Source organism: Lysinibacillus sp. NPDC097868, from assembly GCF_044761135.1.
Classification (GTDB): Bacteria; Bacillota; Bacilli; order Bacillales_A; family Planococcaceae; genus Lysinibacillus.
The window spans coordinates 1,460,812-1,485,738 of record NZ_JBIWBS010000001.1 but is presented as its reverse complement, the minus strand read 5'-3'; the positions used below and the strand labels follow the sequence as shown (position 1 = coordinate 1,485,738).

Genomic DNA, 24,927 nt, shown 5'->3' with positions numbered 1-24,927 from the left:
TCATAGTAAAATCCTTATGGTATCGCAAGTTTCTATTATTAAGTTTACATAAAAATATTATTTGTTTTTCTCTTTACTACGAATGTTCTAAATTTCCGTTGATTTTAACCTCTCTTTCCTCAAGTTAAAGACTTTGCGCATATTTTTGTTAAATCATGTATAATGGGCTACAACTTAAACGAATAGAAAGAGGTATTTTATGTTTTCCCCATTAAAAAAGGGCGATACTATTGGTATTTACTCGCCTTCAAAACCAGCTTCAGTTATTGCCCGCACCCGATACGAGCGAGGAAAGGCGCGGTTACAGGCACTTGGCTTTACGATTAAAGAAGGTTCATTAACTGGCAAGAATGATATTTATCGTTCTGGCACACCTAAGGAGCGCGCCCAGGAGCTCAATGACCTATTACACGACCCTACTGTGAAAATGATTTTACCTACAATGGGCGGTACAAATGCAAATAGTATGTTGCCTTATATAGATTATAAAGCGATTCAACAATCCCCCAAAATACTAGTTGGCTTATCAGATGTGACAGCAATTCTCCTTGCCATCTATGCTAAAACTGGCGTACCAGTATTTTATGGACCCTCTGTTGCATCTACATTTGGTGAATTCCCACCATTTGTGAATTACACAGAACAATTTTTCATCGATCTCTTTATGCAAAGAGTACCCATTCCTTATGAAATATCGATTCCCCCTATTTGGACAGATGACCGAGTCAATTGGCTTGAAAAAACTGTAGAAAAAACGCAGCATGACAATTCTTGGATAACAGTTCAACAAGGTAGTGCCGAAGGTCGATTAATCGGTGGTAATATCAATACGATGTATGGCTTTATTGGCACCCCCTACTTCCCTCAAATTAAAGAAGGCGATATTTTATTATTAGAAGATACATCCAAAACAATTGCCGTAGTGGAAAAAAACTTTGCAATGCTAAAGTTACATGGCTACTTCGACAAAATTGCAGCGATTATTTTAGGTAAGCATGAGCAGTATGATGATGAAGGAACAGGTCGAAAACCTTATGATGTTTTATTAGAACAGCTGGACGGGAATCCTATACCAATCTTGGCTGAGGTGGATTGTTGCCACACACATCCACTGCATCCATTGCCAATCGGCTTACGTGTTAAAGTAGATGCAACGAATAAACGCATTTTGTTGTTAGAAAGCTGGTTCTCTTAATATTCGTATATAATAGTCCCTTCACGTATACTTAAAGAAAATTGCTAAAGGAGTTTGATAGTATTCGAATCTTATTCTACTTTTCTCTAGCAATAATTCTTGTCGGTTGTACAGCCAATCCGAATACAAATCCACAGCCTAGCCATTCGACTAAAGCTGATGAGCAAGATGGTAAAGAACAAGCAACTAATCGACCATTCAGTAGTCTTCTCGCTTCCTACTTCCCACCGGATGGAACAACTGCTTATTTTCAAGGTGAAGGGAACGAGTTTGCTAGTTACACACTTCAAACGACCTACATCGATGAAACGGCAATCGCACAAGTAGAAAATAATGGCGGCGTCACATTGTTAAAAGTCTATCGAATTACGAATTCTGCTATAGAACTTGTCTATATGGAAGCAGTCGATGAAGCGCCAACATTGCCAACAGCACACGAAATAGCAACTTTTCCGGTTATTGAAACCATTTTACAACAGCCTTTGGAAGTTGGAAGCCGTTTTAATGGGTGGGAAATTCTTTCAACTACAGCTTCTATGCCCACGGGCTTAACCACTTTCCACGATGTAATTGAACTTATTAAAACGACGGACAACATGACGACTTCTAAATATTTTGCCAAAGGTATAGGTCTTATCCGAACAAAAGACGAAATGGTAACAAATAACGGAGAATCATTTATCATTACGTCAACTCTGCAAAAAATTGAATGAAATGTCTGAACAGGCGTCTCGCTTGGCGCCTTTTTCTTACGTAAGGAGGTAACATTCATGAGCGACATACATAAGCACACTGCTGAGGAAGAATTAACGGAAGAGGAGTTTATAGAACTTGTACTGGCAGAGCAACAAAAAGCGCTAGCTGAGGAAAGAGAACGACTTCTCCATGGTAAAAAGAATAAGAAACAAAAGCCGATTATGAAATGGATTATGTGGGTTATGGCGTTCGTACTTTTTTTTAATACTTTTGCGCTTATTTTTCAAATTTACTCCATTCCTGCTATCGAATTTATAAAGGTCTCAAGTCAATTATCGCAACAAGAAGATATTCAAACGTATAAAAAAGCGATTGTAGAGGTTTCTACGGGCTCAAGTAAAGGTACAGGCTTTGTTATTTCTCCAGAAGGTCTAATTGTAACCAATGCCCATGTAATAGAAAACGCCCTTACATTGTCCGTTGTATTTCCTGAAAAAGGGCTTATGGAAGCTCAGTTACTACAAAGCTTTCCTGAAGTTGATTTAGCACTTTTGCAAGTTACTAGTACCAATCTACCCTCGCTAACTCTTGCAAACAACCCTAGTTACCAAGAGAATGAGTCTGTTTATTTCATAGGTAATCCACTATCCTTCACTGGTATTGCTAATAAAGGTACATTACTTAAAGAAACTTACCTTGACGATTGGCAGGAGCCCGTCATGATGATGCAAGCACCTGTGAACAAAGGCAATAGTGGGAGCCCTGTTCTAAATAGCGATGGCGAAGTAATCGGTATTATTTTCGCCACGATGAAAAAAGAGCCTTATGGACGTGTAGGATTATTTATCCCTGTACATGTGTTAGAAGAGTACATCCTACAATATGAGAATACACAAAGTGAAAATTTGAAATAGCCCGCTCCTTCTAAGGAAGTGTTGTTCTCCTATTTATCGTCGAAATGATAAACTAACTGTAGCTTTTCTTTTATTAGATCATCTAATTTGTTATTATTACTAGCTTTTAAATGATTTATTTTCATCGTCATATCCTCTCTATTTTTCAATTCAGCAAATACAACTTGATGTTAGTGAAGGTAATAGTCAGCACAAAGAAAAATTAAAAAAGCAAACGGCTTTATTCCATATTTAGCCGTTTGCTTTTTTTATACACTAACTTTATACAATAAACAGGATTTGAGGTTAGTTTTTATATTTCCTCTAACACTTTTTCAAAACCGTTAAACCAATTTAACCAACCATATCTTGCACCTTCTACTGCTTGAGCACTTGAAATACCTGTTTGCTCAAGATGAAGATTTACCTTCCCATCTTCTAATTCTTTTAATGTCCATGTTACAGTATGCTCTTCACCGCTTGCGAAAGTATAAGATAATTTGTATGGTTCATCAACTATTAGCACTTCCCCATCAATAATCCCATTCCACCATTCTGTCGGTTGTGTACGAAACTGGAAACGGTGTCCTACAACTGGTTTAAAATCATTTTCCATTATCCATTTTGCAAGTGTTTCTGATTCTGTTAATGCATTCCATACTTTCTCGATTGGACTTGTGAACTGAAAATCTAATGACAATTCTGCCATTTTCATTCCTCCTCTAATAAATTTTTTAAAAGTAACGCTTTTTCTTTCCAAAACTTCTCGTAATGGCTTACCCAATCCTTAATTTCACTTAAAGGAGCTGCATTTAATCGATATCTTGTTTCCCTACCAACTTTACGATCTGTAACTAAACCAGCTTCTTTTAATATAGCCAAATGTTTAGAAACGGCAGTCCGACCCATTTGAAATTGTACTGTTAATTCGTGAAGAGGTAATTCTTCTACTTCTGATAGCAGACGTAGCAATTTCCTTCTTGTTGGGTCAGCGACTGCTACATAAACATCACGTTCTTGACCTTTATCGTTCAAACTCATCCTCTCCTAAAATAGGACACCAATTGGTGCCTTAATTATAGGACACTGTTTGGTGTCCAGTCAAATTTATTTTCATCTCTCAGGTCACATATAAAAGTTCACCCCATTTTTTAAGTAATAACTACACGATTTTTAAAGGTATAATTAATTAACTTAAACTTTAAATTAAAATTATTAATAATTAAATTAAATTAATTAAATTTTATTGTTTATTTCCTTAACTTCTTGTTGTATAATCGAATTAAATTAAAGAAAGGAATTTCAATATGGCTTATAAAGTAATAACGAATTGTCCTGTCTGTAATAAAACATTAAAAATTACCAAGCTCCATTGCTCTCATTGTCACACGACGATTGAAAATGAATTTGAATTATCAAAGCTCGCCTCTCTATCAAAAGATCAGCTTCATTTTGTGGAAGTGTTTTTAACATGTAGAGGGAATATTAAAGAAGTTGAAAAAGAATTAGGGATTTCGTACCCGACTGTTCGAGGAAAGTTAACAGAAATCATCTCATCGCTTGGCTATGTACAAAAGAAGAAAAATGAAGTGGACGAGAAAAAAATTGTCACTATGTTGGAAAATGGCGAAATCACACCAGAAGAAGCCATAAAGCTCTTAAAAGAGGAATAAGGAGGAAATCATTATGAAAGAGGAAATTTCAAGAGTGTTAACAATGATACAAGAAGGAAAGCTTGATGCAGAGAAGGGATCCGAACTTATTCAAGCATTAAAAGACAAGGAGGATACAGGAAATAATCTTTTAGAAAAAACAACGAAATATTTAGATAAAACATTAAAAGTTCGTGTTGTATCATCTGAAAATGATAACGTGATGGTCAATTTACCTATAAAACTTGTTAAAGTAGTATTAATGGCTGGCCACAGCATCGCAGCTAGTATCCCCCAATCGGAAAAATACGTTAAAGATATAGATATCAACCTTATAATTGAAGCAATCGAAAATGAATTAGATGGCCAAATTGTTGATATAAAATCTGCAAACGGGGATACCGTTTCAGTCATTATTGAGTAGTGATTTGCTTATGATGCATGTAAAAGTGAAAACAAAAGGCTTAAATTTTACTATCCCTATTCCATATGCAATTTTAAACATCCTTATTTCTATCTTATTTTCAAAGTTCGTTCAGCAAATTGCAAACAAATGGACAAAAGAGCATTTCGATAGAAAAAAAATAGACTTTACTATCCCACTTATAGATAAAGAAATACTTACACCTATTGTCAATGAACTGAAAAATTATAAAGGTATTATACTTGTAGATGTTAAAGCGCAAGACGGGACCGAGGTTAAGGTCAAATTATAATTTTTTACACAACACACCGACCAGCGAATGGAACATTGAAAATGAAATTCACAATACTAGTTAGAAATTAATTTTTAATAGCACAAATAACGATAACCCTGTTCTAAATTTAGGACGGGGTTAAATTTTTGTTGTAAGATTAAAGAAGAAAGTTAAAATTACAAATAATGTGCTCTTGAATGGCACGTAACAAAAAAGTAAAAACCATACTCCTGTTCCTCCCCTCCACTAAGGATGCAATAGCTATTACATTAATCGGTGTTATTGGTCAAACTGTATGTTGTTATACATATACAAACTAAGGGTATTACGGCTAAACATAAACACATCATGATTTCTAAATACTCGTCTTATTTTTTTAGTAGCTCTAAATGATTCTCCGCCCTATCTTATTCTAAAATGACTTAAAAGTTAAGGAAGAAAGAGGAATTTTATTAGTAAGGCAATAGTTATTTTTATTTGACCGAAGGAGAGATCATTTTGAGTAAAATTATGTTTATTACGATTTTATTTTTAGGATTTATATTTTTATCTGGATGTTCTGAAGAAGATAAGAGTAGCATAATACGTCCAAAATCTTCTTTAGACCCACATCCAACAATAGATGAGACAAATACATCTGAGGATGCTATAGCAACCTTTAAATCAGATAAAGATTTCAGTAACTATGAAATCTATGATTACGTCTTAGTGAAAGATGATAAAATACCATTGTTAAAAGCCGTTATTTCTTTTTACGATAAAGAGACAAATAATAGTAGTAATCTTGCTTTTATTTACGATGATTTGAGTAGAAAAATATGCTTTGCGGTGAATGAAGTAGAGGGTGTAAAAACTTACGAAATAGATGAAAACAGCCAGTTAACCTATGTTGGTAATGGTGCTGTAACTACATCCATTCGTCAAATAGAAAATAATGTAGTATTAGATTATAAAATCACTTTTTCATATGAAGAATCAACCTCAACTACAACTATTAAAATCGATTCAGAAAAACCATCGAATTAAGATAAATATCAATTTTGAATATCATGAAGTCTGTACACCAAATTCCCTACTTACTTAAATTACTTAGAGTAAGTAGGGATTTTTCTTATTTTATTTATTAAATTTTAAGTTATTCTCAATAGTCATTCATTTAAATTAGGTTTACATAATAATATTATTCAGATTTATTTTTAATATATTTAGTAAATATTGATTTTACAGGCATTTTACTTAAGAATTGATTGCTCTTATCCGTGATTTTCTGTAAAAGCTCAAGTAATTTTTCATCCCCTGTCCAATGTTTTTCGATTACTTCTGGACCTAATTTATTGATTGTCATATTGAGGACAAAAGTGGCCAGCATAATATCATCGAGAAAGCCCCCAAAGCCAAATATACCTTCTGGTAGAAAATCCATTGGGAAAATAAAATACGCGATTGTAGCGCCAATTAATGACTTACTTTTCGAATCGATAGCAGGATCTGCTACTATCTTAATTAATAAATGAAAAATATCAGGAACGAACAATAAATAATCAGCATATTTGTGCTTCATCCCCGCCTTTGACACAAGAAATTGTTCCAATTTTTTTCGCAATTTTTGATAAAAATCTTTTTGCTCCTGCTCATTAGGAATGTTTCGGTAGTCGTCCATTGATCTTCCTCCTCCTGCTCTCTTTACCTATTACCCAAAAATCAAAAAATTAATCGTAACTGTAGGTAAAAAGGGGTTGTTATAGTGTAAGTCAATAGTAAAATACCAGCATTTTCTATGTGACATTTGCCGAAAAGTATAGAAAAAAGCACCCTATTAATATAGGGTGCTTTTTTTAACGAAAGTAATTTTAATTACTGAGAATTAAAGTTTATTTACGTTAGCAGCTTGTGGTCCGCGGTTGCCATCTACAACTTCGAATTCCACTTTTTGACCTTCGTCAAGTGTTTTGAAACCTTCGCCTTGGATAGCTGAGAAGTGTACGAATACGTCGTTTTCGCCTTCAACTTCGATGAATCCAAAACCTTTTTCTGAGTTAAACCATTTTACTGTACCTTGTTTCATGTAAAAAAACCTCCAAAAAAATAAAAGTGAACAATATGTAATTTCTTCAACGAATTAAAAAAATTCACATATTACAAAGAGTACCGAACTAACGCGATCACTTTTTGTAATATGTGAATCCATGTTTCCGGTGAAGCAATTAAATTGTTAAGTTAAGTATACCACCATTCATAATTTTGTCAAATAAAGAAAATTGTTTTTTTAATTAATTTGAAAATTATTTTAATTATGCTCTTCAAATACCATTATGCCATGATATACTTGTGCATCATCATCACAGGCCTCGCAGTAAAAGCTTTCATCTTCAGACCAAAATGCCCAATATCCACCCTCCTTACTCGCCTCATGTTCGTATGCTGATCGGAAATGATTTAATTTCCGTTGTAATGCTTGCTCAAATTGTTCTTTTGTTTCAAACGTTTCTTTCGTTTGAATAAAAGCTTCCCAGCCTTCAAATTTCCACCAAGGCTCATAATCAGCTTTCATGTAAAGTATTATATACATATTTGCCACATTCCTTGCTGTAATAAGATATTCTAATTTTAGCAAACGCTCCTGAAATGTCTATTAAAACACCCTGCAATATGCTATTATTACCTTATTATTCATTATTTATTTTGGAGGTTTTTTTATGTTTTCAAGTATTCGACCTAAGGCCGAACTAGATGAATTATTAAAACGTGGAACAAATTTAAGTGCAACAGGCCGATTCAATAAGACATTAGCTTTTAATCACTTTAATTCACAAGATGAAGAAAATTTAAGAGCACTCTTTTATAAATTGAAAGATATTACCCCTTCTATGAATGCAATATTTAAAAATTATTTAAGTGAGATCTCTCCCTCCTCCCAACAAACGATTAGCGAAGAAAATATAAATCAATATTTAACTCAATTTTTTTTAGCAACTCGTGATGATGAATATGTAAATGAAACAGTAAAGTTTTTTAATTTGTTTCGAAAAAACCAATATGAACCTGGTAAATTAATCGTTGTTTTCAATCAATTTGCCTTTTATATTACAACATATATTTTACATAACTTTGGTTTAAAACCAAACAAAGCTTTTGAGTATATGAAATCTTTCCAATCAGCCGTCAATGTAGACCAAGAATTGCTTGTAGAAGTATTAACAGAGCGAATTGTTGAAAACGTTGTCTCTGAAATTTCTTCACTAATGGATGTCAATGCGAAAATTATGTACATGAAAGATTTAGTATATAGCTTAGACAAGCAAAATGAAGAAATCCAATCATCTACAGCTGCAACTGAGGAAATTGCCGCTTCGATTAATGAAGTAGCCCGAATGTCTTCTCATATATCAGAGAAAACAACGGAATCAGTTGACCATGCCGTTAAAGGAAAAAATGCGATAGAACATGCTTTATCTGAAATTTTCAAAACAGAAGAAACGTTTACAACGATCGTTGACTCGTTTACTGAATTACAAAAACGTGTAAATGATATTGAACACGTTGTAACTTTGATAAACCAAATTGCAGATCAAACAAATTTACTAGCACTGAATGCTTCGATTGAAGCTGCTCGTGCTGGTGAACATGGTAAAGGGTTCGCAGTTGTTGCACAAGAAGTACGTAAGCTGGCTGAAGGCACCGTTACTGCTCTGAGTGAAGTTTCTACAAATGTTCACCATCTAAAAAGTTATTCCAATGATGTGTCGCACTCTATTACAGAAACAACATCTATTATTAAAGAAGCAACAATTGAGGCAAAGGAATCGTTACCTTTGTTAAATGCCATTGTTGCCGCAATTGAAGGCATTAATCTTGATGTGACGAATACCGCTGCGATTTCGCAGGAGCAAGCTGCCGCAATTGATGAAGTATCTGCCAGAATGATTGAAATTTCTAACCTTCAAGATGATATTCGCAACTATAGTTCTAATACATCAAGCGATATTCACTTATTAGGAAAAGAGATTAACCGTTTCCGTAATGACATTATTTCAAATAATAATGTCCAGCTTTCTTCAATTGCCCTATTACAACTTTCTAAAGCTGATCATATTTTATGGAAATGGCGTATTTACAATATGTTCCTTGGTTTAGAAGAAGTACAGCCAAGTGATGTATCTACACATACGGAATGTCGTCTAGGTAAATGGTATACTGCTTCCCGTACTGTGGAACGCTTAGGTCATTTACAGGATTATCGTGATTTAGATGAATATCACTCACGAGTTCACCAATCTGCCAAACTGGCTGCAGAAGCCTTTAAAGCTGGTAATATTAAAAAAGCGGAAGACCATTTGAAAGAGGTGGATGAAGCTTCTGAGCGAGTTCTATTCTTTATTAATAACTTAATTACTTATTTGGAAAAAGAACGTGTTATGCAGTAAGTTAGAGGGATTATCCCTCTACTACTTTTGGGAGGTTTTAGCGTGAACAAGAGAGCGCTGATTAAATTTTTTGGAGATGTTTACGGGACAGGCTATCGCTTTTTTATTAAACAAAAAGCAATTGAGCTTGGTTTAAAAGGTTATTGCAAGTTAAATGCACAAGACCAAATTGAAGTAGAAGTAGAAGGCTCAAAAAAAGCAATTGACGAATTTCTACTATTTGTTCAAAAGGGTGTTAGCCCTCAGGCAGACTCTAACTCATTTACTTTAGAACTTTACGACGATTTAAAAGGTTATGTACGTATGGAGTCGGACATTGTATAAGTCTGGCTTCTTTTTTTCTACTTCCCTTTAAACGCAACAAAAACTTAAGATTAACGGACTATTGGTAATGGTCTTTTTATAAATCGAACATACTATAAAGGTTAGAAGTACACCATTAGGCAAGTTTAAAGCTTTTGCGCAGGTGTATTCATTGAGAAACTTAGCAAACAGCAGTAAAATTAAAGAAAGCACTATTATTATTATTGAAACTTTATGTCGATTATTACGTATTAGAAGATAGACATACTGAAAAGCAAGGAGGAAGAAACTATGCTCAGTATAGGACAGTTTTTCTCTAGACATACCGCTAGCCTTTTAATTTCTCTATCAACTGTTTCTATCACAGCGTTTGCAGCAAATCCAGGATACTTCCTTGGTGGTTTATTGTTCGCTGGAACATATGCAACGAGTACAACGTTGCTAAAACATAATCAAAAAAGAAAAGTTATGCACATAGCTGGTATTTCGAAGGATGAGTACAAACATATAGAATTACAGCTATCAACGGCAAACAAGCATATTCAAACATTAAGTCAAAACTATTTACGCGTACGTTCAGTTTCTGCTTTTAAACAATTACTTGAAATGACTCGTATTTCAAAAAATATCGTTAAAATTGTAAAAACTGATCCGCAAAAGTTTTACAATGTGGAGCCGTTTTTTTATGCGCACCTCCCTTCTGCAGTTGAATTGACTGATAAGTATACAATGCTATCAAAGCAACCTGTCAAAGATAAAGAAATCCAAGTAACTTTATCAAAAACGCGCGAAACGTTATCGGATTTAAATTCTACATTTCAAATTGACCTGAAAGATGCACTTTCAAATGATATTGATCATCTTCAAATGGAAATTGAATTCGCGAACCGTTCCAATTTAAGAAGAAAAGAACAACTGGACTGGCGAGGCGATGAAAAATGACAGCTAACAGAGATTCTATCTTTCCATTAGAATCGTTGCCAGGAATCTCACCTCTTGTACAAACCTATTTAGAATCGTCAAATCAAGAGGCAATGACTACCTATGAAACGCTATCACCTCTTGCTCAAAGTCGAGCACTTTTATATGCAAGTCAAATTGACCTAACTAATTTTGAATCAGTGTTAACTTTAGGCCAAGACTCTCAACGCGCCGTCTCTCAATTTGCAGATCGCATGCTTGCACAAGTAAAGGATAAGGATGTCACAAAAATCGGACAGATGCTTGATTCATTAATGCAAACGTTAGACCGTGTAGACCCTGCTGCATTAGAGCCTAAAAAACCTTCCTTCTTAAAAAAAATGTTCGGTAAAACAGAGCCAACTGTTAAACAAACCCTTACGGAGTTTGAACGAATTAGTATTCAAGTAGAACGAATAGGCGTCCAACTCGAACGTGCACAGCTACAGCTAATAAGAGACGTTGAATTGCTAGAGCAATTGTACACACATAATCGAGGTTTTTTTGAAGAGTTAGCAACTGCCATTGCGGCTGGACAGATGAAAAAACACCAGGCTATTGAATTTGAGCTACCTTCAAAAGTCAGCATCGTGCAAGCGACTAAACAACCGCTCGCTATTCAACAGCTCAATGATTTCACGGCGCAACTTGAACGTCTTGATCAGCGTATATATGATTTACAAGTATCCCAACAGGTAGCATTACAAACAGCACCTCAAATACGCATGATTCAACAAGCAAATCAAACACTTGCTGAGAAAATCGAGTTTTCAATCGTCACACTTATTCCTCTTTGGAAAAATCAATTAGCTATGATGCTTTCGATGAATATGGATTCTCATTATGCACAGCTAGAAGAACGACTAGCACGCACAAATGAACGATTTACAAGCCCATCTTTTGAACAACAGGTATCGAAATTTAAAGAAACACAACAAGAGCTTAAAATAGCCATTCAAGATGTTTTTGCTTTACATACAGCTACCGAAAAGGAAAAACAACATCTGCAACAAGATGTAGCTGGCATGAAACAATCAAAAACGATGGAATAATATTATGGGGCGCTAAATTATATAAAGGGGTGTCTCAGCAATTATGTGAGACACCCCTTTATATTATTATGCAAAATACTCTTTATAGTAACCACCAATATTACCAGTGTTGTCAATAATGAAAACGAACTCTTCTGTTTCATTTTTCACTTCATATTCTTTCCCAACTGTTAATACGTTTGATACTAAATATTTAGATGCGTTCGTGTGTTTGCAAGTAACTGTACGAAGTGTTGGTGCATCTTTCCATTTTAAATGTAACATAAATTCTCTACCTCTCTTTACTAGCCATTAGCTAACATCTATTGTTTATTTTATACGATTTTGGCTCTTTTGTGGAGAAAAAACTATAGAAGTCTATATTTTGTCCTTAATAACGAATTGTTTGCTTATTTGATACTATAAAATTTATACTCGAGGTGTTGTTATGAGTTTCGGTGGAGTTCCACAATGGTTTTTTATCATCGCTGCCGCATTTGCCATTTGCTTCATTTTATATGCAGAATGGAATTCTAGAAAATAAGTATAGTTGTCTATTGCCGTTGATTTCCGCTGCGTGCGGATACGATAAGCAAAAGTGAGTCCTTCGCTCTGGACTCACTTTTTTAGGCATTATTTTATACAAACATATGAAAACAATTGAAATACTATAAAACTTACTTCAGCGTTCGTTTTAAAAATTCTTTTGTACGTTCGTGTTCCGGGTCTACTAGCACCTTTGAAGGAGGACCCTCCTCAACAATTACACCTTTATCCATAAACACAACACGGTCTGCAACTTCCTTCGCAAACTCCATTTCATGTGTAACAATCAGCATCGTATTTCCAGCATCTGCTAACTCACGCATTACTTTCAACACTTCCCCAACCATTTCTGGATCTAGAGCGGATGTTGGCTCATCAAAAAGCATTACATCTGGGTTCATAGATAATGCACGTGCAATGGCCACACGTTGCTTTTGACCACCAGAAAGTTGACGAGGTTTTGCATTCACATATTGATCCATCCCGACGATTTTAAGATACTTTAAAGCTGTTTTTTCAGCTTCTTCTTTTGAACGTTTTAACACTTTTACCTGTCCAACTGTACAATTTTTAAGCACATTGTGATTGTTAAACAAATTAAACTGTTGGAAAACCATTCCTAAATGCGTACGATAAGCTTGAATGTTATGCTTTGCGTGTAAAATATTTTCCCCTTTATAAATAATTTCCCCACCATTTGGCGTTTCAAGTAAATTAATGCAACGAAGGAGTGTTGACTTGCCGGATCCGGATGAACCGATTAGACATACAACCTCTCCCTTTTCTACTTTAAAATTCACATCTTTTAATACTTGGTTACGACCAAATGATTTACTTAAATGTTCTATTTGAATGATTGCCATTTGTTCGTTCCCCCTAGTCAATTTCTTTCAGTTCTTTGTGATAAGCATCCGGACCGTCAAGACGTTTTTCTACATATAGTAAAATTCTTGAAGCCGTAAATGTCATAATGAAATAAAGCACACATGCGACAAAGAAAGATTCGAAATAACGGAAGTTGTTACCCGAAATCGATTTTGTTTGAAAGAATAATTCCGTTACACCAATTACACTTAAAACGGCCGTATCCTTAATATTCATAATTAATTGGTTTCCTGTTGCTGGTAAGATGTTGCGTGCAACTTGCGGTAATACAACATGCATCATAATTTGCACATGCCCCATGCCAATCGCAGAAGCAGCCTCATATTGACCTTTATCGATAGAGACAATCCCACCACGTACGATTTCAGCCATATAAGCACCAGTATTCAGTGAAACGACTAAAATACCGGCAGTAATGAAGTGCATATCGATACCAAAAGCAATATCTAATCCGTAAAATACTACCATTGCCTGTACAATCATTGGTGTACCACGGAAAAATTCAACATAGCATGTCAGTATAAAATTAATTAATTTTAATAAAAAATGTTTTATACTTTTTTTACGAACTGGAATGGTATGCATAATCCCAATAAAAAATCCGATGAATGCACCAATAATTGTACTGATTGTTGAAATGAGTAACGTATAATACGCACCTCGTAAAAACATTTGCCAGTTGTTTTCTATAATAGAAATGATCCATTCTAAACTCATGATGTTCCTCCTAACAACGTGTTGTTGCTTTATATCAATTATGCCTTTAGTGAAATCATCTCTTCATTTGAATTAATTTGCTTTATTCAAAATATGTGACACACTTCTTAGACATGACTTTATTCAGAATGACTTCCTCTCTGAACAAACTAAATATGATAAAGGTTGTCCTAGTCGCTCTTAGTAAAATGTCACGACTTTCAATTAGTAAAAATCAACTTCTCTTTTCATATGTTGTAGGTGAATTTTCTCTTGGAGAAAACAGCATACTCGGAACTGCCAGTATGCTGTTTTTTTGTTAAGGACAACCCTATCACTTTTTGCATTACTGAGCTGCAGGTTGTTGAAGAATAGCTTCTTCCATAATTTTTTGGCGATCATCTTCTGAAATACCTTTTAAAATTTCATTGATTTTATCTAGACTAGCATCACCTTTACGTAAACCAACTGCAATTGAAGTATTTGAAATATCTGTATCAAATCCCTCTTCAAAAGATACAAATGTGAATTTGTCATTAGCTGCTGCTGCCGAAATACCTTCTGGACGTTCAGCTACATAGCCATCAATTTTGCCAGCTTCTAGCGCTACACGCATTGCAGAGAAGTTTTCCATCGCTGTTTGCTTTTCTACACCTTTAATTTGATCGATAACATTATAGTTAGATGTATTTAGCTGAGATGTAACTTTTGCGCCTGAGAAATCTTGAATTGATTTTGCATTTTCATACTTGCTACCTTTTTTAATAACCATTACAAAATCAGAAGTATAGTAGTTTTCAGTAAAATCAATTGTTTGTTTACGTTCTTCTGTTGGAGACATCCCTGCTACAATCGCATCGATTTTTTTTGACTGAAGCGCAGGTACTAAACCATCCCACTCCATTTTTACAACTACTAATTTTTTACCTAAACCTTCAGCGATTTTTTTCGCCATTTGTACATCATAACCGCCTGCATACTCTGCATTATCAGCAATTTTTACTGCTCCATTTGCATCATCTTGCTGAGTCCAGTTAAATGGTGGATAACCTGCTTCCATTCCAATGCGGAATTCTCCACCAGTTTCTTCCTTTGAACCATCACCTGTTGTCTTTTCATCCTTGTCACCAGTACCGCAAGCCGCTAACAAGATTGCTGTCATTGCTGTTAACATAAATAACAACCATTTTCTTTTCATCTAAAACTCCCCTTTTCTGTAAAAAAAATAAAGCAACTGTACAAAAAAAGACCTAAGTTTTGAACTTAGGTCTTACCTTTTATTGACAGTTGCCCAAATCCTCACTATAATTTCCATGTATCCGAGATAGCACAACCTAGTAAACTGGAATTAAATTTACTAGGACAGTCCTGCACTTATTCACTGCAGACCCAGCATAAAAGTACGAGCTCCTTTTATACTTCGGCGATATTTCCTTCTCCATTACGTCTTCGCTTGCTTATACTCAGCAATGGACTAATAAATACCGCGCCTCTACCTCACAAAAAACAAAAACAAAAGTGAGGTTTGTTTATTTAATTGTTATATAGATATTACTATAAAGCTAGCATAGTCGTCAAGATAGTTTTATCATTTTTCTGACTAATTACAAAATTAGTCTATAATCCTTTTAAAATCCATAAATAAAGTAGAATAACATTAACTATGTTTGCCATCATTTCACAAATTTTTATTATAAACAACAAGATTTATAAACCATAAGAATCGATTTCCCAGTCCAATAAAGGCCATTTATACCATCAAGTAAATTTCATTAAAGGGGAAATCAATCTAAAATGAAAAACCCTGCTAAACAGTTAAGTTTGCAGGGTTTGAACACATAATTTATTGAATTAAGAATTTAATAATAAATCTTCTGGATTTTCAAGTAACTCTTTAACCGTTTTAAGGAAGCCTACAGAATCTTTACCATCGATAATACGGTGGTCGTAAGATAATGCTAAGTACATCATAGGACGAATTTCAACTTCGCCATTTACTTCTACTGGGCGTTTTTTAATTGAGTGCATTCCTAAAATAGCAGCTTGTGTACCATTCATAATAGGTGTTGACATTAATGAACCGAATACACCGCCATTTGTAATTGTGAATGAACCACCTTGAAGATCAGCTAAACCTAATTTTTTATCGCGTGCTTTTTTAGCTAAGTCTGCAATTGAATCTTCAATTTCAGCAAAGTTTTTGCGGTCAGCATCACGTACAACTGGTACTACTAAACCTTCTTCAGTTGATACAGCTACACCAATATCAAAGAAGTTATTTAAGTGAATTTCATCGCCAACGATTTGAGCATTCACATAAGGGTATTTTTTAAGTGCTGCAACAACAGCTTTTGTGAAGAATGACATGAAACCAAGCTTAGAGCCAGTAGACTCAAAGAATTGATCTTTTTTACGAGAACGTAATGCCATAACATTTGTCATATCTACTTCATTGAATGTTGTAAGCATAGCAGTCGATTGCTTAACTTCTAATAAACGTTTAGCAATTGTTTGACGACGACGGCTCATTTTTTCAACTGTAACACGTGACTCGTCAACAGCTACTACTGCTTTTGGTGCTGCTGGTGTTGCTTGAGGTGCTGCTACAGGTGCTGTACCGTGAGCTGCAACGTCTTGTACACGTACGCGACCTTGTGGATCAACTGGAGATACAGCTGCAAGATCAATACCTTTTTCACGAGCAAGTTTACGTGCAGCAGGAGATGCAATTACACGCTCGCCAGAAGTTTCTTCTACAACAGGTGCTGCTGGTGTTGGTGCTGCTACCGCTTGAGGTGCTGCTGGTGTTGGTGTTGGTGCTTCCGCAACTGGTGCTGCTGCTGCTGCTGGTGCTGGTGCTGCCCCTTCGCCCGCTTCTACAACTGCGATTACTTGACCTACTAGAACAGTATCGCCTTCTTCAGCTAAAATTTGTGTTAACACCCCAGCTTCTTCAGAAATGATTTCAGCATTTACTTTATCTGTTTCAAGCTCAACGATGAATTCACCTTTTTCCACGCGGTCTCCCACTTTTTTAACCCATTGTGCAATACTACCTTCTGTAATCGATTCTGCTAATTCAGGGACTTTAATTTCAGCCACTTTCATTTCCTCCTTTGATTAACGTGCATGCGTATCATGCACATAAAAGGGCTACCGCCTTAGGCATGTAGCCCAGCTTCCAGTAATAATGATATATTTAGTTTACTTTTACCGTTTCAGCAACTGCTTCTTCAATTAGAGCTGATTGAGCTGCTTTATGAGAATCTGCATCACCTTCTGAAGTTGAACTCATTGCAGGACGACCTACATAACGAAGCTTTTTGCCTTCAGATAGTTCATATAATGTTTCCAATGCGTAATTCCAAGTACCTTGGTTTTTAGGTTCTTCTTGTACCCATACGATTTCTTTAGCGTTAGGATACTTAGCAATAATATCAGCAACTTGCGCTGTTGGGAATGGGTAAAGTTGCTCTACACGAACAATGTGTAAATGATCGAAGCCTTCTCCATCTTTCACGCGGTCTGCTAAGTCAATCATTACTTTACCCGTACCTAATACAATTCGTTCAACAGATTTAGTTTTTGAACCTAAACCTGGTTGCTCGATTACTTCTTGGAATGAGCCATTTGCTAATTGTTCAGCATTTGCTGCAGCTAATGGATGACGAAGTAACGATTTTGGTGATACAACAACTAATGGACGCACACCTTCTGTTTCCAACAATGCTGCTTGACGACGTAATAAGTGGTAGTAGTTCCCTGCATTCGAGCAGTTTGCAACAAACCAGTTATTTTCAGCAGACATTTGTAAATAGCGCTCCATACGGCTTGAAGAGTGTTCAGGACCTTGCCCTTCATAACCGTGAGGTAAAAGAATGACGAAGCCAGATTTTTGCCCCCACTTAGAACGTGCCCCTGAAATGAAGTTATCAAACATCACTTGAGCCATGTTCGCAAAGTCACCAAATTGCGCTTCCCATACTGAAAGTACGTTACCTTTTTCTAAATTGTAACCGTATTCAAAGCCAACCACCCCAGCTTCTGTCAATGGTGAGTTGTGTACTGTAAATGAAGCGCTTGCACCAGAAATATGGTGAAGTGGTGTAAATACGTTACCGTTATTTTTGTCATGTAACACTAAATGACGTTGTGAGAATGTACCACGTTGAGCATCTTGACCAGTAAATCGTACTGGCGTACCATCTTGAATAATTGTTGCGTATGCTAATGTTTCAGCATGACCCCAATCAATTTTTGCAGATGCAAATGCATCACGACGTTTTTCTAAAATTTTGCCTAATTTCTTTTGTGGCTCGAAGTTTTGTTCAAACACAAGTAGTTCTTCGTTAATCGTTTCTAAACGCTCAGCACCTACCGCTGTATCAACTTGTGGGAAATTAATTTTTAATTCTTCTGGCATTTCTAAATGTTTATGTTCATCTTTTTCTGCCATTTCTTTTACGTGATCGTAAGCAACCTGCATCTCAGCATAAATAGCTGAATCAAGTGCCGCAACTTCATCAGCAGTAACTAAACCTTCTGCTACTAATTGCGCTCCGTATAATGCACGAATTGTCTCATGTTTCGCAACAAGTTTGTATGTTTCTGGATTTGTTACAGTTGGGTCATCTGTTTCATTATGACCATGTCGACGGTAACCAATTAAGTCAACAACAATATCTTTACCGAATTTTTGGCGGTAGCTTGCTGCAAAACGACCTACTTGAGAAACAGCTTCTGGGCTGTCTGCGTTCACATGAACAACTGGTACTTCATAACCTTTTGCTGGATCTGAAGAATAGACAGATGAACGTGAGTCTTGAAGCTCTGTAGTGAAACCAATCATGTTATTGGCAATGATATGAATTGTCCCACCTGTTGAGAAACCTTCTGTTTTCGAATAGTTTAACACTTCTGTAACAATACCTTGACCAGGGAATGCAGCATCACCATGTACAAGAATACCTAAGCCTTTAGCTGGATTATGCACAGCTTGCCCTGGTTTTGATGTATCATCTTGCGTTGCACGAGTAGAACCTAATACAACTGGGTTTCCAACTTCTAAGTGAGAAGGGTTATATGCTAGTTTTACGTTCATGCCTGATTCACGAGTATATGAAGCACCCATGTGGTATTTCACATCGCCAGTCCAACCTTTTGTAATTTCAAGTCGACCATGTTCTGGCATAAATAAATCGTTTGAAACATGTGCAAAATCTGAGAACATCATGTCATATGGTTTATTTAAAATATGTGTTAGTACATTTAGACGACCACGGTGCGCCATCCCTATACGAACATTTTCAACATTGTTTGCTTCTACTGTTTTTAAAATTTCATCAAAAAGGACGATTTGAGTATCTAAACCTTCTCCAGAGAAACGTTTTTGACCAACAAATGTTTTGTGAATGAATTTTTCAAAGTTTTCAACACGTGTTAAACGATCTAATAACGCTTTTTTCTCATCTGAAGTTAGTGCTTGTTTTAAAGAACCAGATTCGATTTGTGCTTGAATCCATTCACGTTCTTCAGTTGCTACAACATGCTCATATTCAAAAGCTACTTTATCTGTATAGACAGATTTCAAATAGTCAATAGCATCCTTACCATTTTTCACGCCCGCTGGCACATCTTTGAAGAAGATAGCAGCAGGTATTTCTGCTAAATCCGCAGGACTTAAGTTGAACGCACTTTCTTCAATTTGTGCTGTTTGAAGTGCACGATTTTTTAAAGGATAAATATCTGCAGCTAAATGCCCTTTAGAACGAATTGCATCAGCTAATTTAACAGCTGCCAATACCTTTTTATAATCGCCAGCAGGAGCTGCTGAACCACTTACTACAGCTACTTCACCTTCTACTTCTACTGGTGCACCAAATTGTTGGAATAATGATACTAACTCCGGTTCTACTTCTTCAGGAGACTGTAAGAATAAGTCGTATTGCTCCATCACATATCCTAAGTTAGGACCAGAGAAAGCTGACCATGGAGAACTTACAGTTGTAACGTTGTTCGACATGAAAAATGACCTCCAAATTTTGCCTATCGGCAGTTCCATTAATTAAATTACAATTAATTATATAATATTATCCCGTTCTTTTAAAGGATGTTTGACACAAGTTATCCATATTTTAAAGAACGTTTTTTCCATCTCAATCTTACTACTCTTCACAAAAAATACAACACTTTTTAGCAAATTAAGCAATTTTTTTCCCGAAGGCTAAAAATCTTAAATAAACCGCGCATTTTCTTTAATATTTTAGCGGTAGCCTCAACAAGAAAACGGTTCCAACATTTTCTTCACTCTTGACTTCTACCGAAGCATTGTATTTTTCAAGTAGCATTTTAGAGATACTGAGACCTAAGCCTGTACCGCCAATTTGGCGATTTCTTGCCTCATCAACACGATAAAAACGATCAAAAATATATGGTAAATTATTTTCAGCTATACCAATACCGTTATCAGCGATTTGAATTTGCATTTCATCTTCCTGTTTCGAAAGGGAAATATTCACTTCCGGAACTTTTTCACAATAACGAATCGCATTTTCTACTATGTTGCGAACTATTTGACTAAGCGCATTAGATGTTATAAACACTGCCCCAATTTCACCATTTTTCGACAGCGTTATTTTTGCTGTCGGGTTTAGAAGCACCATTTCTTCTATCACACTTTCAATTACTTCTATTGGATTTGCTTCACTCATCTCATCTTTTTCTTCCCGTCGTGCAAGCTCCAGTAACTCTTCAATCATTTTACGCATTCGAGTAATTTCCGTCAGCGATGTGTCTATAGACTCTTCAAGAATAGCTGGATCGTCCTTGCCCCAGCGTTTCAATAATGAAAGATGTCCCTCTATCGCCTGAATCGGAGTCCGTAATTCATGTGAAGCATCTGCGACAAATTGTTGCTGTTGAGCAAAAGAAATTTGTAGTTCATTCATCATTGCATTGTACATTTTCAACAAATCGCCAATTTCATCATGTGATGTATAGGATAGCTGAATTGGTTCATTAAAACCTTGATCCATTACTGTTTTCATTGATGCATGTAATGCATGAAGAGGCTTCGTTAAATAATTTGCTAAATAATATCCAATGGAACCTGAAAGTAATAATGCACCTACACCAGCAATGAGCATAGCAGTCAACAAATAACGCATTAATGATTCAAAACGTGTTAACGGATGTATCACTTGTATATATACTTGAAAAAAACCAAGCTGTAACGGTTCATTAACAACATACGCATCTTTTTTGTCAATGGTCGTCTGTACAATTGACCCCATTGGAGAAAGCGGGGCAGCTTGTGAGGCATTATTAATACGTAAAATTTCAATACCATCATTATTATATAGTCTAACAGTTTGATCACGATCGACAATTGATTTTAATAATCCCGTATTTTGCTGAATTTGTTGTATCGAGATATTTGGTCCTTGTGACTCTAAGAATGAAACAACATCATCTCTTGTTCGTTTCACTTTGCTTTCTTCATCATTTAAAAGCCAAGTATGCAGTGATACATATACGACTATACAAATAATCGCATAGCTTATAAAAATAACTGCACTAGATGTCAACATCCATTTTCTTTGTAATGATAGATTACTTACGTATTCCTTTATTTTTTTCATTCGCGCATCACGTATCCTACTCCACGAACGGTCTCAATATAGGCATTTGAATCACCGGGTAGTTTTGTCCGTAAATGGCGAATATATACATCAACGACATTTGTCTCGATATCAGCATCATACCCCCAAACAGAAGTTAGAATTAGCTCACGTGTACAAACTCGATTTTTTTGTTCCATTAATAGCTTTAACAAATCATATTCGGTTTTAGTCAGATCAAGTTTTTTACCTTGAACCAATACCTCATATGCATCAATGTCAATTTCAATATCTCGAAATTGAAGTATGTCCCCTCCCATTTTTTCGTTAGGCTCTACACGGCGCAAAATAGTTCGTATGCGGGCAAGCAATTCTTCGATTGCGAATGGCTTCACTATGTAATCATCAGCCCCAGCATCTAAACCAGCAACTCTATCCATTACTGCGTCTCTAGCGGTAAGTAAAATGATCGGTACCTGGGATTGAGTACGTACCCTACGGCAAATTTCAATTCCATTAATACCAGGTAGCATCACATCGAGTAATAGCACATCATAATTTTCAGTTGTGGCAAATGCTAGCCCTTCTCGCCCATCAAAGGCAACGTTTACATTATAGCCCTCATGTTGTAACTCTAGCTCTACAAATCGGGCAATATGCTTCTCATCTTCTACTAAAAGTATTTTCTTAGGCATTTGATCACCTTCTAATTTCAAAATATAAACATCATCTCTATTATAGTACTAGCATAACATCAATTAAAAAGCCTGTACCACAAGTAAATACTCGTTTGTACAGACTTTTTTTAAAGTGGTCCAGTAATAAATAAATTATTTTTTCCGCATTCCTTCGCTTTATATAAAGCTTGGTCTGCTAAATCCATTAACGACTCAAGAGTTGTTGCGTGGTCAGGATAATAAGCTATCCCAATAGATGCAGTAGGTGCAAAAAAGTACTTTTCTATAGTCCATCCATTTTTCAATTCATTGCGAATACGGTTAATAATATGCATTATCTGAACTTGTCTCTCTTCAGAATTCCGCGTTAAACCCGTTAATATAATGATAAATTCATCTCCACCCATTCGGATGACTAAATCATGACTACGTACAGATGTTATAAGCACATTACCGAAATTGCGGATAAAATCATCTCCCATATCATGCCCATATTGATCATTTACATCCTTAAAGTCATCTCCATCAATATAAAGCATTGCGATACAAGTGTCTTTTGCATGTGCGTCCGAAAGAAGTTTGGGGAATTCTTTCAATAAAAACCTTCGATTTGGTAACTGCGTAAGGCTATCGTGATAGGCTAGATATAGTAAATCATTTTCTCGTTCTTTTCGATGAGTAATTTCACGTGAAACCATTATTATTTGGGAAATTGTTTCGCGTTCTGTATCATGCACGACCGTTACATTTCCTTCAGTCCAAACAGGCGTACCATCCTTTGACTTAAGCAAAAGCTCAAACTGTGTGTCCGGCTTAGCTGTAAAATCATTTAGAAATGCTTGCCACGCTGGCTTACTTTGCTCGTCGATTATACTATTGTAAAACTGTCCCTGTAATTCAACAATCTCATAGCCTAAATACATCCTATAGGACGGTGAGGCATAAATAATAATGCCATCCTCATTTATGATGACAATTAAATCATTTGTATTTTCAGTAATTAATCGGAAAGTACGCTCAATATTTTTCAATTCCGTTAACATTCTTTTCTTGTCCGTAATATCATAGTTAATGGATAAATATTGTTCCACTTTGCCAAATTCATTTTTCAATGGCACAATGGCTGCCTCTACCCAATAGTCTGCATGATATTTGGTGCGATAGCACAGCTCCCCTCGCCAAACCTCCCCCAATACAAGGGATTCGTTGATTGTTTGAAAAACTCCTTTTTTATTATTACGTGGCTCGATAAGATTATACGGTTGACCAATTAGCTCTTCAGCAGTAAATCCCGAAGCATTTAAAAATAAATCATTAACTTCCATAATTGTGCCTTCGTTATCTAAAATAGCAATAGAAGTCGCGAAATTTAAAGCCGCCTTAAACACTTCGAGACCATGGGTTTTTGAACGCAGCTCTGCCTTTTGCTCTGTAAATTGTGTAAAATCTTGCATGATAAGAAAAATAGCAAAGGAGTTATCACCTTGCATTACTGGTGACAACGAAACTAAATACATGCGCTCCTGTTTATCCAATGTATGAAGCTTAATCAGCTTTTCACCAATATTTTCGCCCATTGCAGCCCTTTGTAAATAGTTTTGTATTTTCTCTATTTCATCATAAGGGATAATAGGTAAGTCAATGAACGGCTGATGTTTCACCATATCATTATCTAAATTAAAATCTTCTATGAAACTTGTATTTACTTCATATATACTACCTTCTGCAGATAAAATGACTGTTGAAAAATAAGCATGATCAAACATTGATCGCATAAATAAAAATTTATCTTCAATACTTCTGTCATATAAGATTTCTTTTGTAATAGCTAAAATATAGTAATCATCCCCGTCTTTTATCGGCCGGACAGAGGTCTCATATTTTCTAACTTCTGATTTAACATAAGCATAATCCACATAATCGATTTGTTGATGCTGTTCAATAGCTCGGTGATAATTTTCTTGAATAATGACAAAATTCCGACGAGAAGTAACAGCTGACAGCATTTTCCCAAGGGCATTTGTAGATACCAGAACTTGGGCAGCCTGATTTAAGCGAACATATTGATAATCGTCTCCTACTTTTTTCATTAAATAGACGAAATCTTCTCCAATAAATAGTTGATTGAAAAGTTTTTCGCTTAAAAGATATTCCATAATGTCACTCTCCATTATAAAGTCACATATATATAAATTCGTTATAAATGGTATTTATTTATAACATAAAAATTACACTAATATTATACCATATTTACATTCGTTTAACTTTCTTGAATTAAGAAAGATTCTATCCTTTTTGGAGAATAATTTGATGATATTTTATTAAAAAATAAAGAAAACGATACAAAGGTAATACCATTTTCGCCATTTTGATGTAATATAATACTATAATAGACTTTTTATCCATATATAACATAAGAAAGCAAATGGTGTTTTTTCTCTATTATTCTGAATTAACTGACAATTAAACTTATTTTTTGTTTAAAAGAGCAAATTGATTGCACCAAGCAGTAGACTTGTTATATTATATCAATAAAACTAGCCATTTTTCGGTATGGTCGCAAAATCAGTAAGACAGCGGGAGATTATGGATATCATAGTTATAACGTCTAGTTCTTTGGGTTTTTAATTCCAGTACGAATTTTAGTTTTAT

The 24,927-nt window shown here is 35.4% G+C and carries 25 protein-coding genes and 1 riboswitch; of the genes, 11 read left to right on the top strand and 14 right to left on the bottom strand.

Annotation, left to right across the window (positions count from 1 at the left end; genetic code table 11):
• Window positions 1-199: 199 nt before the first annotated feature.
• Genes ACIQXJ_RS07300 through ACIQXJ_RS07290 form a run of 3 tightly spaced genes read left to right on the top strand, consistent with a single transcriptional unit; the run spans window position 200 to window position 2,805 of the window.
• The gene (locus ACIQXJ_RS07300; RefSeq protein ID WP_403051494.1) at window positions 200-1,195 is read left to right on the top strand and encodes a S66 family peptidase; all 996 of its coding nucleotides are present in this window, start codon (window positions 200-202) and stop codon (window positions 1,193-1,195) included.
• 41 nt (window positions 1,196-1,236) lie between these two features.
• Complete coding sequence (locus ACIQXJ_RS07295; protein WP_403051491.1) at window positions 1,237-1,908, top strand: hypothetical protein; 672 nt, start codon at window positions 1,237-1,239, stop codon at window positions 1,906-1,908.
• Between the two features lie 57 nt (window positions 1,909-1,965).
• Entirely contained in the window at window positions 1,966-2,805 is an 840-nt protein-coding gene (locus ACIQXJ_RS07290) for a S1C family serine protease (protein ID WP_403051488.1), read from the top strand.
• Between the two features lie 292 nt (window positions 2,806-3,097).
• Here ACIQXJ_RS07290 and ACIQXJ_RS07285 read toward each other — a convergent pair whose 3' ends face one another.
• Both ACIQXJ_RS07285 and ACIQXJ_RS07280 read right to left on the bottom strand, forming a co-directional pair.
• Complete coding sequence (locus ACIQXJ_RS07285; RefSeq protein ID WP_403051486.1) at window positions 3,098-3,499, bottom strand: SRPBCC family protein; 402 nt, start codon at window positions 3,497-3,499, stop codon at window positions 3,098-3,100.
• The gene (locus ACIQXJ_RS07280) at window positions 3,496-3,819 is read right to left on the bottom strand and encodes an ArsR/SmtB family transcription factor (protein WP_403051483.1); all 324 of its coding nucleotides are present in this window, start codon (window positions 3,817-3,819) and stop codon (window positions 3,496-3,498) included. Before ACIQXJ_RS07280 ends, ACIQXJ_RS07285 begins: the two co-directional genes overlap by 4 nt.
• 272 nt (window positions 3,820-4,091) lie before the next feature.
• Here ACIQXJ_RS07280 and ACIQXJ_RS07275 point away from each other — a divergent pair, with 272 nt between their 5' ends.
• The 4 genes from ACIQXJ_RS07275 to ACIQXJ_RS07260 all read left to right on the top strand — a co-directional run bounded on the left by ACIQXJ_RS07275 (window position 4,092) and on the right by ACIQXJ_RS07260 (window position 6,160).
• The gene (locus tag ACIQXJ_RS07275; protein ID WP_337981186.1) at window positions 4,092-4,457 is read left to right on the top strand and encodes a DUF2089 domain-containing protein; all 366 of its coding nucleotides are present in this window, start codon (window positions 4,092-4,094) and stop codon (window positions 4,455-4,457) included.
• 13 nt (window positions 4,458-4,470) lie between these two features.
• Entirely contained in the window at window positions 4,471-4,860 is a 390-nt protein-coding gene (locus ACIQXJ_RS07270; RefSeq protein WP_403051480.1) for an SHOCT-like domain-containing protein, read from the top strand.
• 10 nt (window positions 4,861-4,870) lie between these two features.
• Complete coding sequence (locus tag ACIQXJ_RS07265) at window positions 4,871-5,152, top strand: hypothetical protein (protein WP_403051477.1); 282 nt, start codon at window positions 4,871-4,873, stop codon at window positions 5,150-5,152.
• A gap of 480 nt (window positions 5,153-5,632) precedes the next feature.
• Complete coding sequence (locus tag ACIQXJ_RS07260; RefSeq protein WP_403051474.1) at window positions 5,633-6,160, top strand: EexN family lipoprotein; 528 nt, start codon at window positions 5,633-5,635, stop codon at window positions 6,158-6,160.
• Window positions 6,161-6,314: 154 nt separating this feature from the next.
• On the opposite strand, the gene ACIQXJ_RS07255 is transcribed toward ACIQXJ_RS07260, so the two are convergent.
• The 3 genes from ACIQXJ_RS07255 to ACIQXJ_RS07245 form a co-directional block, all read right to left on the bottom strand.
• Window positions 6,315-6,794, bottom strand: a complete 480-nt coding sequence (locus tag ACIQXJ_RS07255; protein ID WP_403051471.1) for a YkvA family protein — start codon at window positions 6,792-6,794, stop codon at window positions 6,315-6,317.
• A 204-nt stretch (window positions 6,795-6,998) separates the two neighbouring features.
• Entirely contained in the window at window positions 6,999-7,199 is a 201-nt protein-coding gene (locus ACIQXJ_RS07250) for a cold-shock protein (RefSeq protein ID WP_403051468.1), read from the bottom strand.
• Between the two features lie 222 nt (window positions 7,200-7,421).
• Window positions 7,422-7,748: a DUF1033 family protein gene (locus tag ACIQXJ_RS07245; protein WP_403051465.1), complete on the bottom strand. Its 327-nt coding sequence runs from the start codon at window positions 7,746-7,748 to the stop codon at window positions 7,422-7,424.
• Between the two features lie 82 nt (window positions 7,749-7,830).
• Between ACIQXJ_RS07245 and ACIQXJ_RS07240 the strand changes: the two genes are divergently transcribed.
• From ACIQXJ_RS07240 to ACIQXJ_RS07225, 4 genes are all read left to right on the top strand, one after another.
• On the top strand, window positions 7,831-9,558 hold the full coding sequence (locus tag ACIQXJ_RS07240; protein ID WP_403051462.1) for a methyl-accepting chemotaxis protein: 1,728 nt from the start codon (window positions 7,831-7,833) through the stop codon (window positions 9,556-9,558).
• 42 nt (window positions 9,559-9,600) lie between these two features.
• Window positions 9,601-9,882: an acylphosphatase gene (locus ACIQXJ_RS07235; RefSeq protein WP_403051460.1), complete on the top strand. Its 282-nt coding sequence runs from the start codon at window positions 9,601-9,603 to the stop codon at window positions 9,880-9,882.
• 270 nt (window positions 9,883-10,152) lie between these two features.
• Entirely contained in the window at window positions 10,153-10,803 is a 651-nt protein-coding gene (locus ACIQXJ_RS07230) for a 5-bromo-4-chloroindolyl phosphate hydrolysis family protein (RefSeq protein ID WP_403051457.1), read from the top strand.
• Complete coding sequence (locus ACIQXJ_RS07225) at window positions 10,800-11,873, top strand: toxic anion resistance protein (RefSeq protein WP_403051454.1); 1,074 nt, start codon at window positions 10,800-10,802, stop codon at window positions 11,871-11,873. The genes ACIQXJ_RS07230 and ACIQXJ_RS07225 overlap by 4 nt, the downstream gene beginning before the upstream one ends.
• A 66-nt stretch (window positions 11,874-11,939) precedes the next feature.
• On the opposite strand, the gene ACIQXJ_RS07220 is transcribed toward ACIQXJ_RS07225, so the two are convergent.
• The 9 genes from ACIQXJ_RS07220 to ACIQXJ_RS07180 form a co-directional block, all read right to left on the bottom strand.
• Window positions 11,940-12,137: a DUF6501 family protein gene (locus tag ACIQXJ_RS07220; protein WP_340824510.1), complete on the bottom strand. Its 198-nt coding sequence runs from the start codon at window positions 12,135-12,137 to the stop codon at window positions 11,940-11,942.
• Between the two features lie 392 nt (window positions 12,138-12,529).
• Window positions 12,530-13,261 carry an amino acid ABC transporter ATP-binding protein gene (locus ACIQXJ_RS07215; protein WP_401011762.1) on the bottom strand — a complete coding sequence of 244 codons (732 nt, stop codon included), beginning with the start codon at window positions 13,259-13,261 and terminating at the stop codon, window positions 12,530-12,532.
• 13 nt (window positions 13,262-13,274) lie between these two features.
• Window positions 13,275-14,000, bottom strand: a complete 726-nt coding sequence (locus ACIQXJ_RS07210) for an amino acid ABC transporter permease (protein ID WP_403051450.1) — start codon at window positions 13,998-14,000, stop codon at window positions 13,275-13,277.
• A gap of 325 nt (window positions 14,001-14,325) precedes the next feature.
• Window positions 14,326-15,177, bottom strand: a complete 852-nt coding sequence (locus ACIQXJ_RS07205) for a transporter substrate-binding domain-containing protein (RefSeq protein ID WP_403051447.1) — start codon at window positions 15,175-15,177, stop codon at window positions 14,326-14,328.
• A gap of 119 nt (window positions 15,178-15,296) precedes the next feature.
• A riboswitch (Lysine riboswitch) is annotated at window positions 15,297-15,482 on the bottom strand.
• Window positions 15,483-15,830: 348 nt separating this feature from the next.
• Window positions 15,831-17,081 carry a 2-oxoglutarate dehydrogenase complex dihydrolipoyllysine-residue succinyltransferase gene (odhB, locus tag ACIQXJ_RS07200; protein WP_403051444.1) on the bottom strand — a complete coding sequence of 417 codons (1,251 nt, stop codon included), beginning with the start codon at window positions 17,079-17,081 and terminating at the stop codon, window positions 15,831-15,833.
• Between the two features lie 97 nt (window positions 17,082-17,178).
• Entirely contained in the window at window positions 17,179-20,001 is a 2,823-nt protein-coding gene (locus ACIQXJ_RS07195) for a 2-oxoglutarate dehydrogenase E1 component (RefSeq protein ID WP_403051441.1), read from the bottom strand.
• A gap of 232 nt (window positions 20,002-20,233) precedes the next feature.
• Window positions 20,234-21,619: a HAMP domain-containing sensor histidine kinase gene (locus ACIQXJ_RS07190; protein ID WP_403051438.1), complete on the bottom strand. Its 1,386-nt coding sequence runs from the start codon at window positions 21,617-21,619 to the stop codon at window positions 20,234-20,236.
• Window positions 21,616-22,293 (bottom strand): response regulator transcription factor, encoded by a 678-nt coding sequence (locus ACIQXJ_RS07185; RefSeq protein ID WP_403051435.1) that lies wholly within the window; start codon window positions 22,291-22,293, stop codon window positions 21,616-21,618. Before ACIQXJ_RS07185 ends, ACIQXJ_RS07190 begins: the two co-directional genes overlap by 4 nt.
• A gap of 110 nt (window positions 22,294-22,403) precedes the next feature.
• Window positions 22,404-24,431 carry a diguanylate cyclase domain-containing protein gene (locus tag ACIQXJ_RS07180; RefSeq protein WP_403051432.1) on the bottom strand — a complete coding sequence of 676 codons (2,028 nt, stop codon included), beginning with the start codon at window positions 24,429-24,431 and terminating at the stop codon, window positions 22,404-22,406.
• Window positions 24,432-24,927: the final 496 nt, after the last annotated feature.

Excerpts from the sequence above, each read along its gene's own strand:
- ACIQXJ_RS07300 (WP_403051494.1), top strand. The coding sequence starts at position 200 with ATGTTTTCCCCATTAAAAAAGGGCGATACTATTGGTATTTACTCGCCT.
- ACIQXJ_RS07290 (WP_403051488.1), top strand. The coding sequence starts at position 1,966 with ATGAGCGACATACATAAGCACACTGCTGAGGAAGAATTAACGGAAGAG.
- ACIQXJ_RS07285 (WP_403051486.1), bottom strand. The coding sequence starts at position 3,499 with ATGAAAATGGCAGAATTGTCATTAGATTTTCAGTTCACAAGTCCAATC.
- ACIQXJ_RS07275 (WP_337981186.1), top strand. The coding sequence starts at position 4,092 with ATGGCTTATAAAGTAATAACGAATTGTCCTGTCTGTAATAAAACATTA.
- ACIQXJ_RS07270 (WP_403051480.1), top strand. The coding sequence starts at position 4,471 with ATGAAAGAGGAAATTTCAAGAGTGTTAACAATGATACAAGAAGGAAAG.
- ACIQXJ_RS07265 (WP_403051477.1), top strand. The coding sequence starts at position 4,871 with ATGATGCATGTAAAAGTGAAAACAAAAGGCTTAAATTTTACTATCCCT.
- ACIQXJ_RS07255 (WP_403051471.1), bottom strand. The coding sequence starts at position 6,794 with ATGGACGACTACCGAAACATTCCTAATGAGCAGGAGCAAAAAGATTTT.
- ACIQXJ_RS07250 (WP_403051468.1), bottom strand. The coding sequence starts at position 7,199 with ATGAAACAAGGTACAGTAAAATGGTTTAACTCAGAAAAAGGTTTTGGA.
- ACIQXJ_RS07240 (WP_403051462.1), top strand. The coding sequence starts at position 7,831 with ATGTTTTCAAGTATTCGACCTAAGGCCGAACTAGATGAATTATTAAAA.
- ACIQXJ_RS07230 (WP_403051457.1), top strand. The coding sequence starts at position 10,153 with ATGCTCAGTATAGGACAGTTTTTCTCTAGACATACCGCTAGCCTTTTA.
- ACIQXJ_RS07225 (WP_403051454.1), top strand. The coding sequence starts at position 10,800 with ATGACAGCTAACAGAGATTCTATCTTTCCATTAGAATCGTTGCCAGGA.
- ACIQXJ_RS07220 (WP_340824510.1), bottom strand. The coding sequence starts at position 12,137 with ATGTTACATTTAAAATGGAAAGATGCACCAACACTTCGTACAGTTACT.
- ACIQXJ_RS07215 (WP_401011762.1), bottom strand. The coding sequence starts at position 13,261 with ATGGCAATCATTCAAATAGAACATTTAAGTAAATCATTTGGTCGTAAC.
- ACIQXJ_RS07210 (WP_403051450.1), bottom strand. The coding sequence starts at position 14,000 with ATGAGTTTAGAATGGATCATTTCTATTATAGAAAACAACTGGCAAATG.
- ACIQXJ_RS07205 (WP_403051447.1), bottom strand. The coding sequence starts at position 15,177 with ATGAAAAGAAAATGGTTGTTATTTATGTTAACAGCAATGACAGCAATC.
- ACIQXJ_RS07195 (WP_403051441.1), bottom strand. The coding sequence starts at position 20,001 with ATGTCGAACAACGTTACAACTGTAAGTTCTCCATGGTCAGCTTTCTCT.
- ACIQXJ_RS07190 (WP_403051438.1), bottom strand. The coding sequence starts at position 21,619 with ATGAAAAAAATAAAGGAATACGTAAGTAATCTATCATTACAAAGAAAA.
- ACIQXJ_RS07185 (WP_403051435.1), bottom strand. The coding sequence starts at position 22,293 with ATGCCTAAGAAAATACTTTTAGTAGAAGATGAGAAGCATATTGCCCGA.
- ACIQXJ_RS07180 (WP_403051432.1), bottom strand. The coding sequence starts at position 24,431 with ATGGAATATCTTTTAAGCGAAAAACTTTTCAATCAACTATTTATTGGA.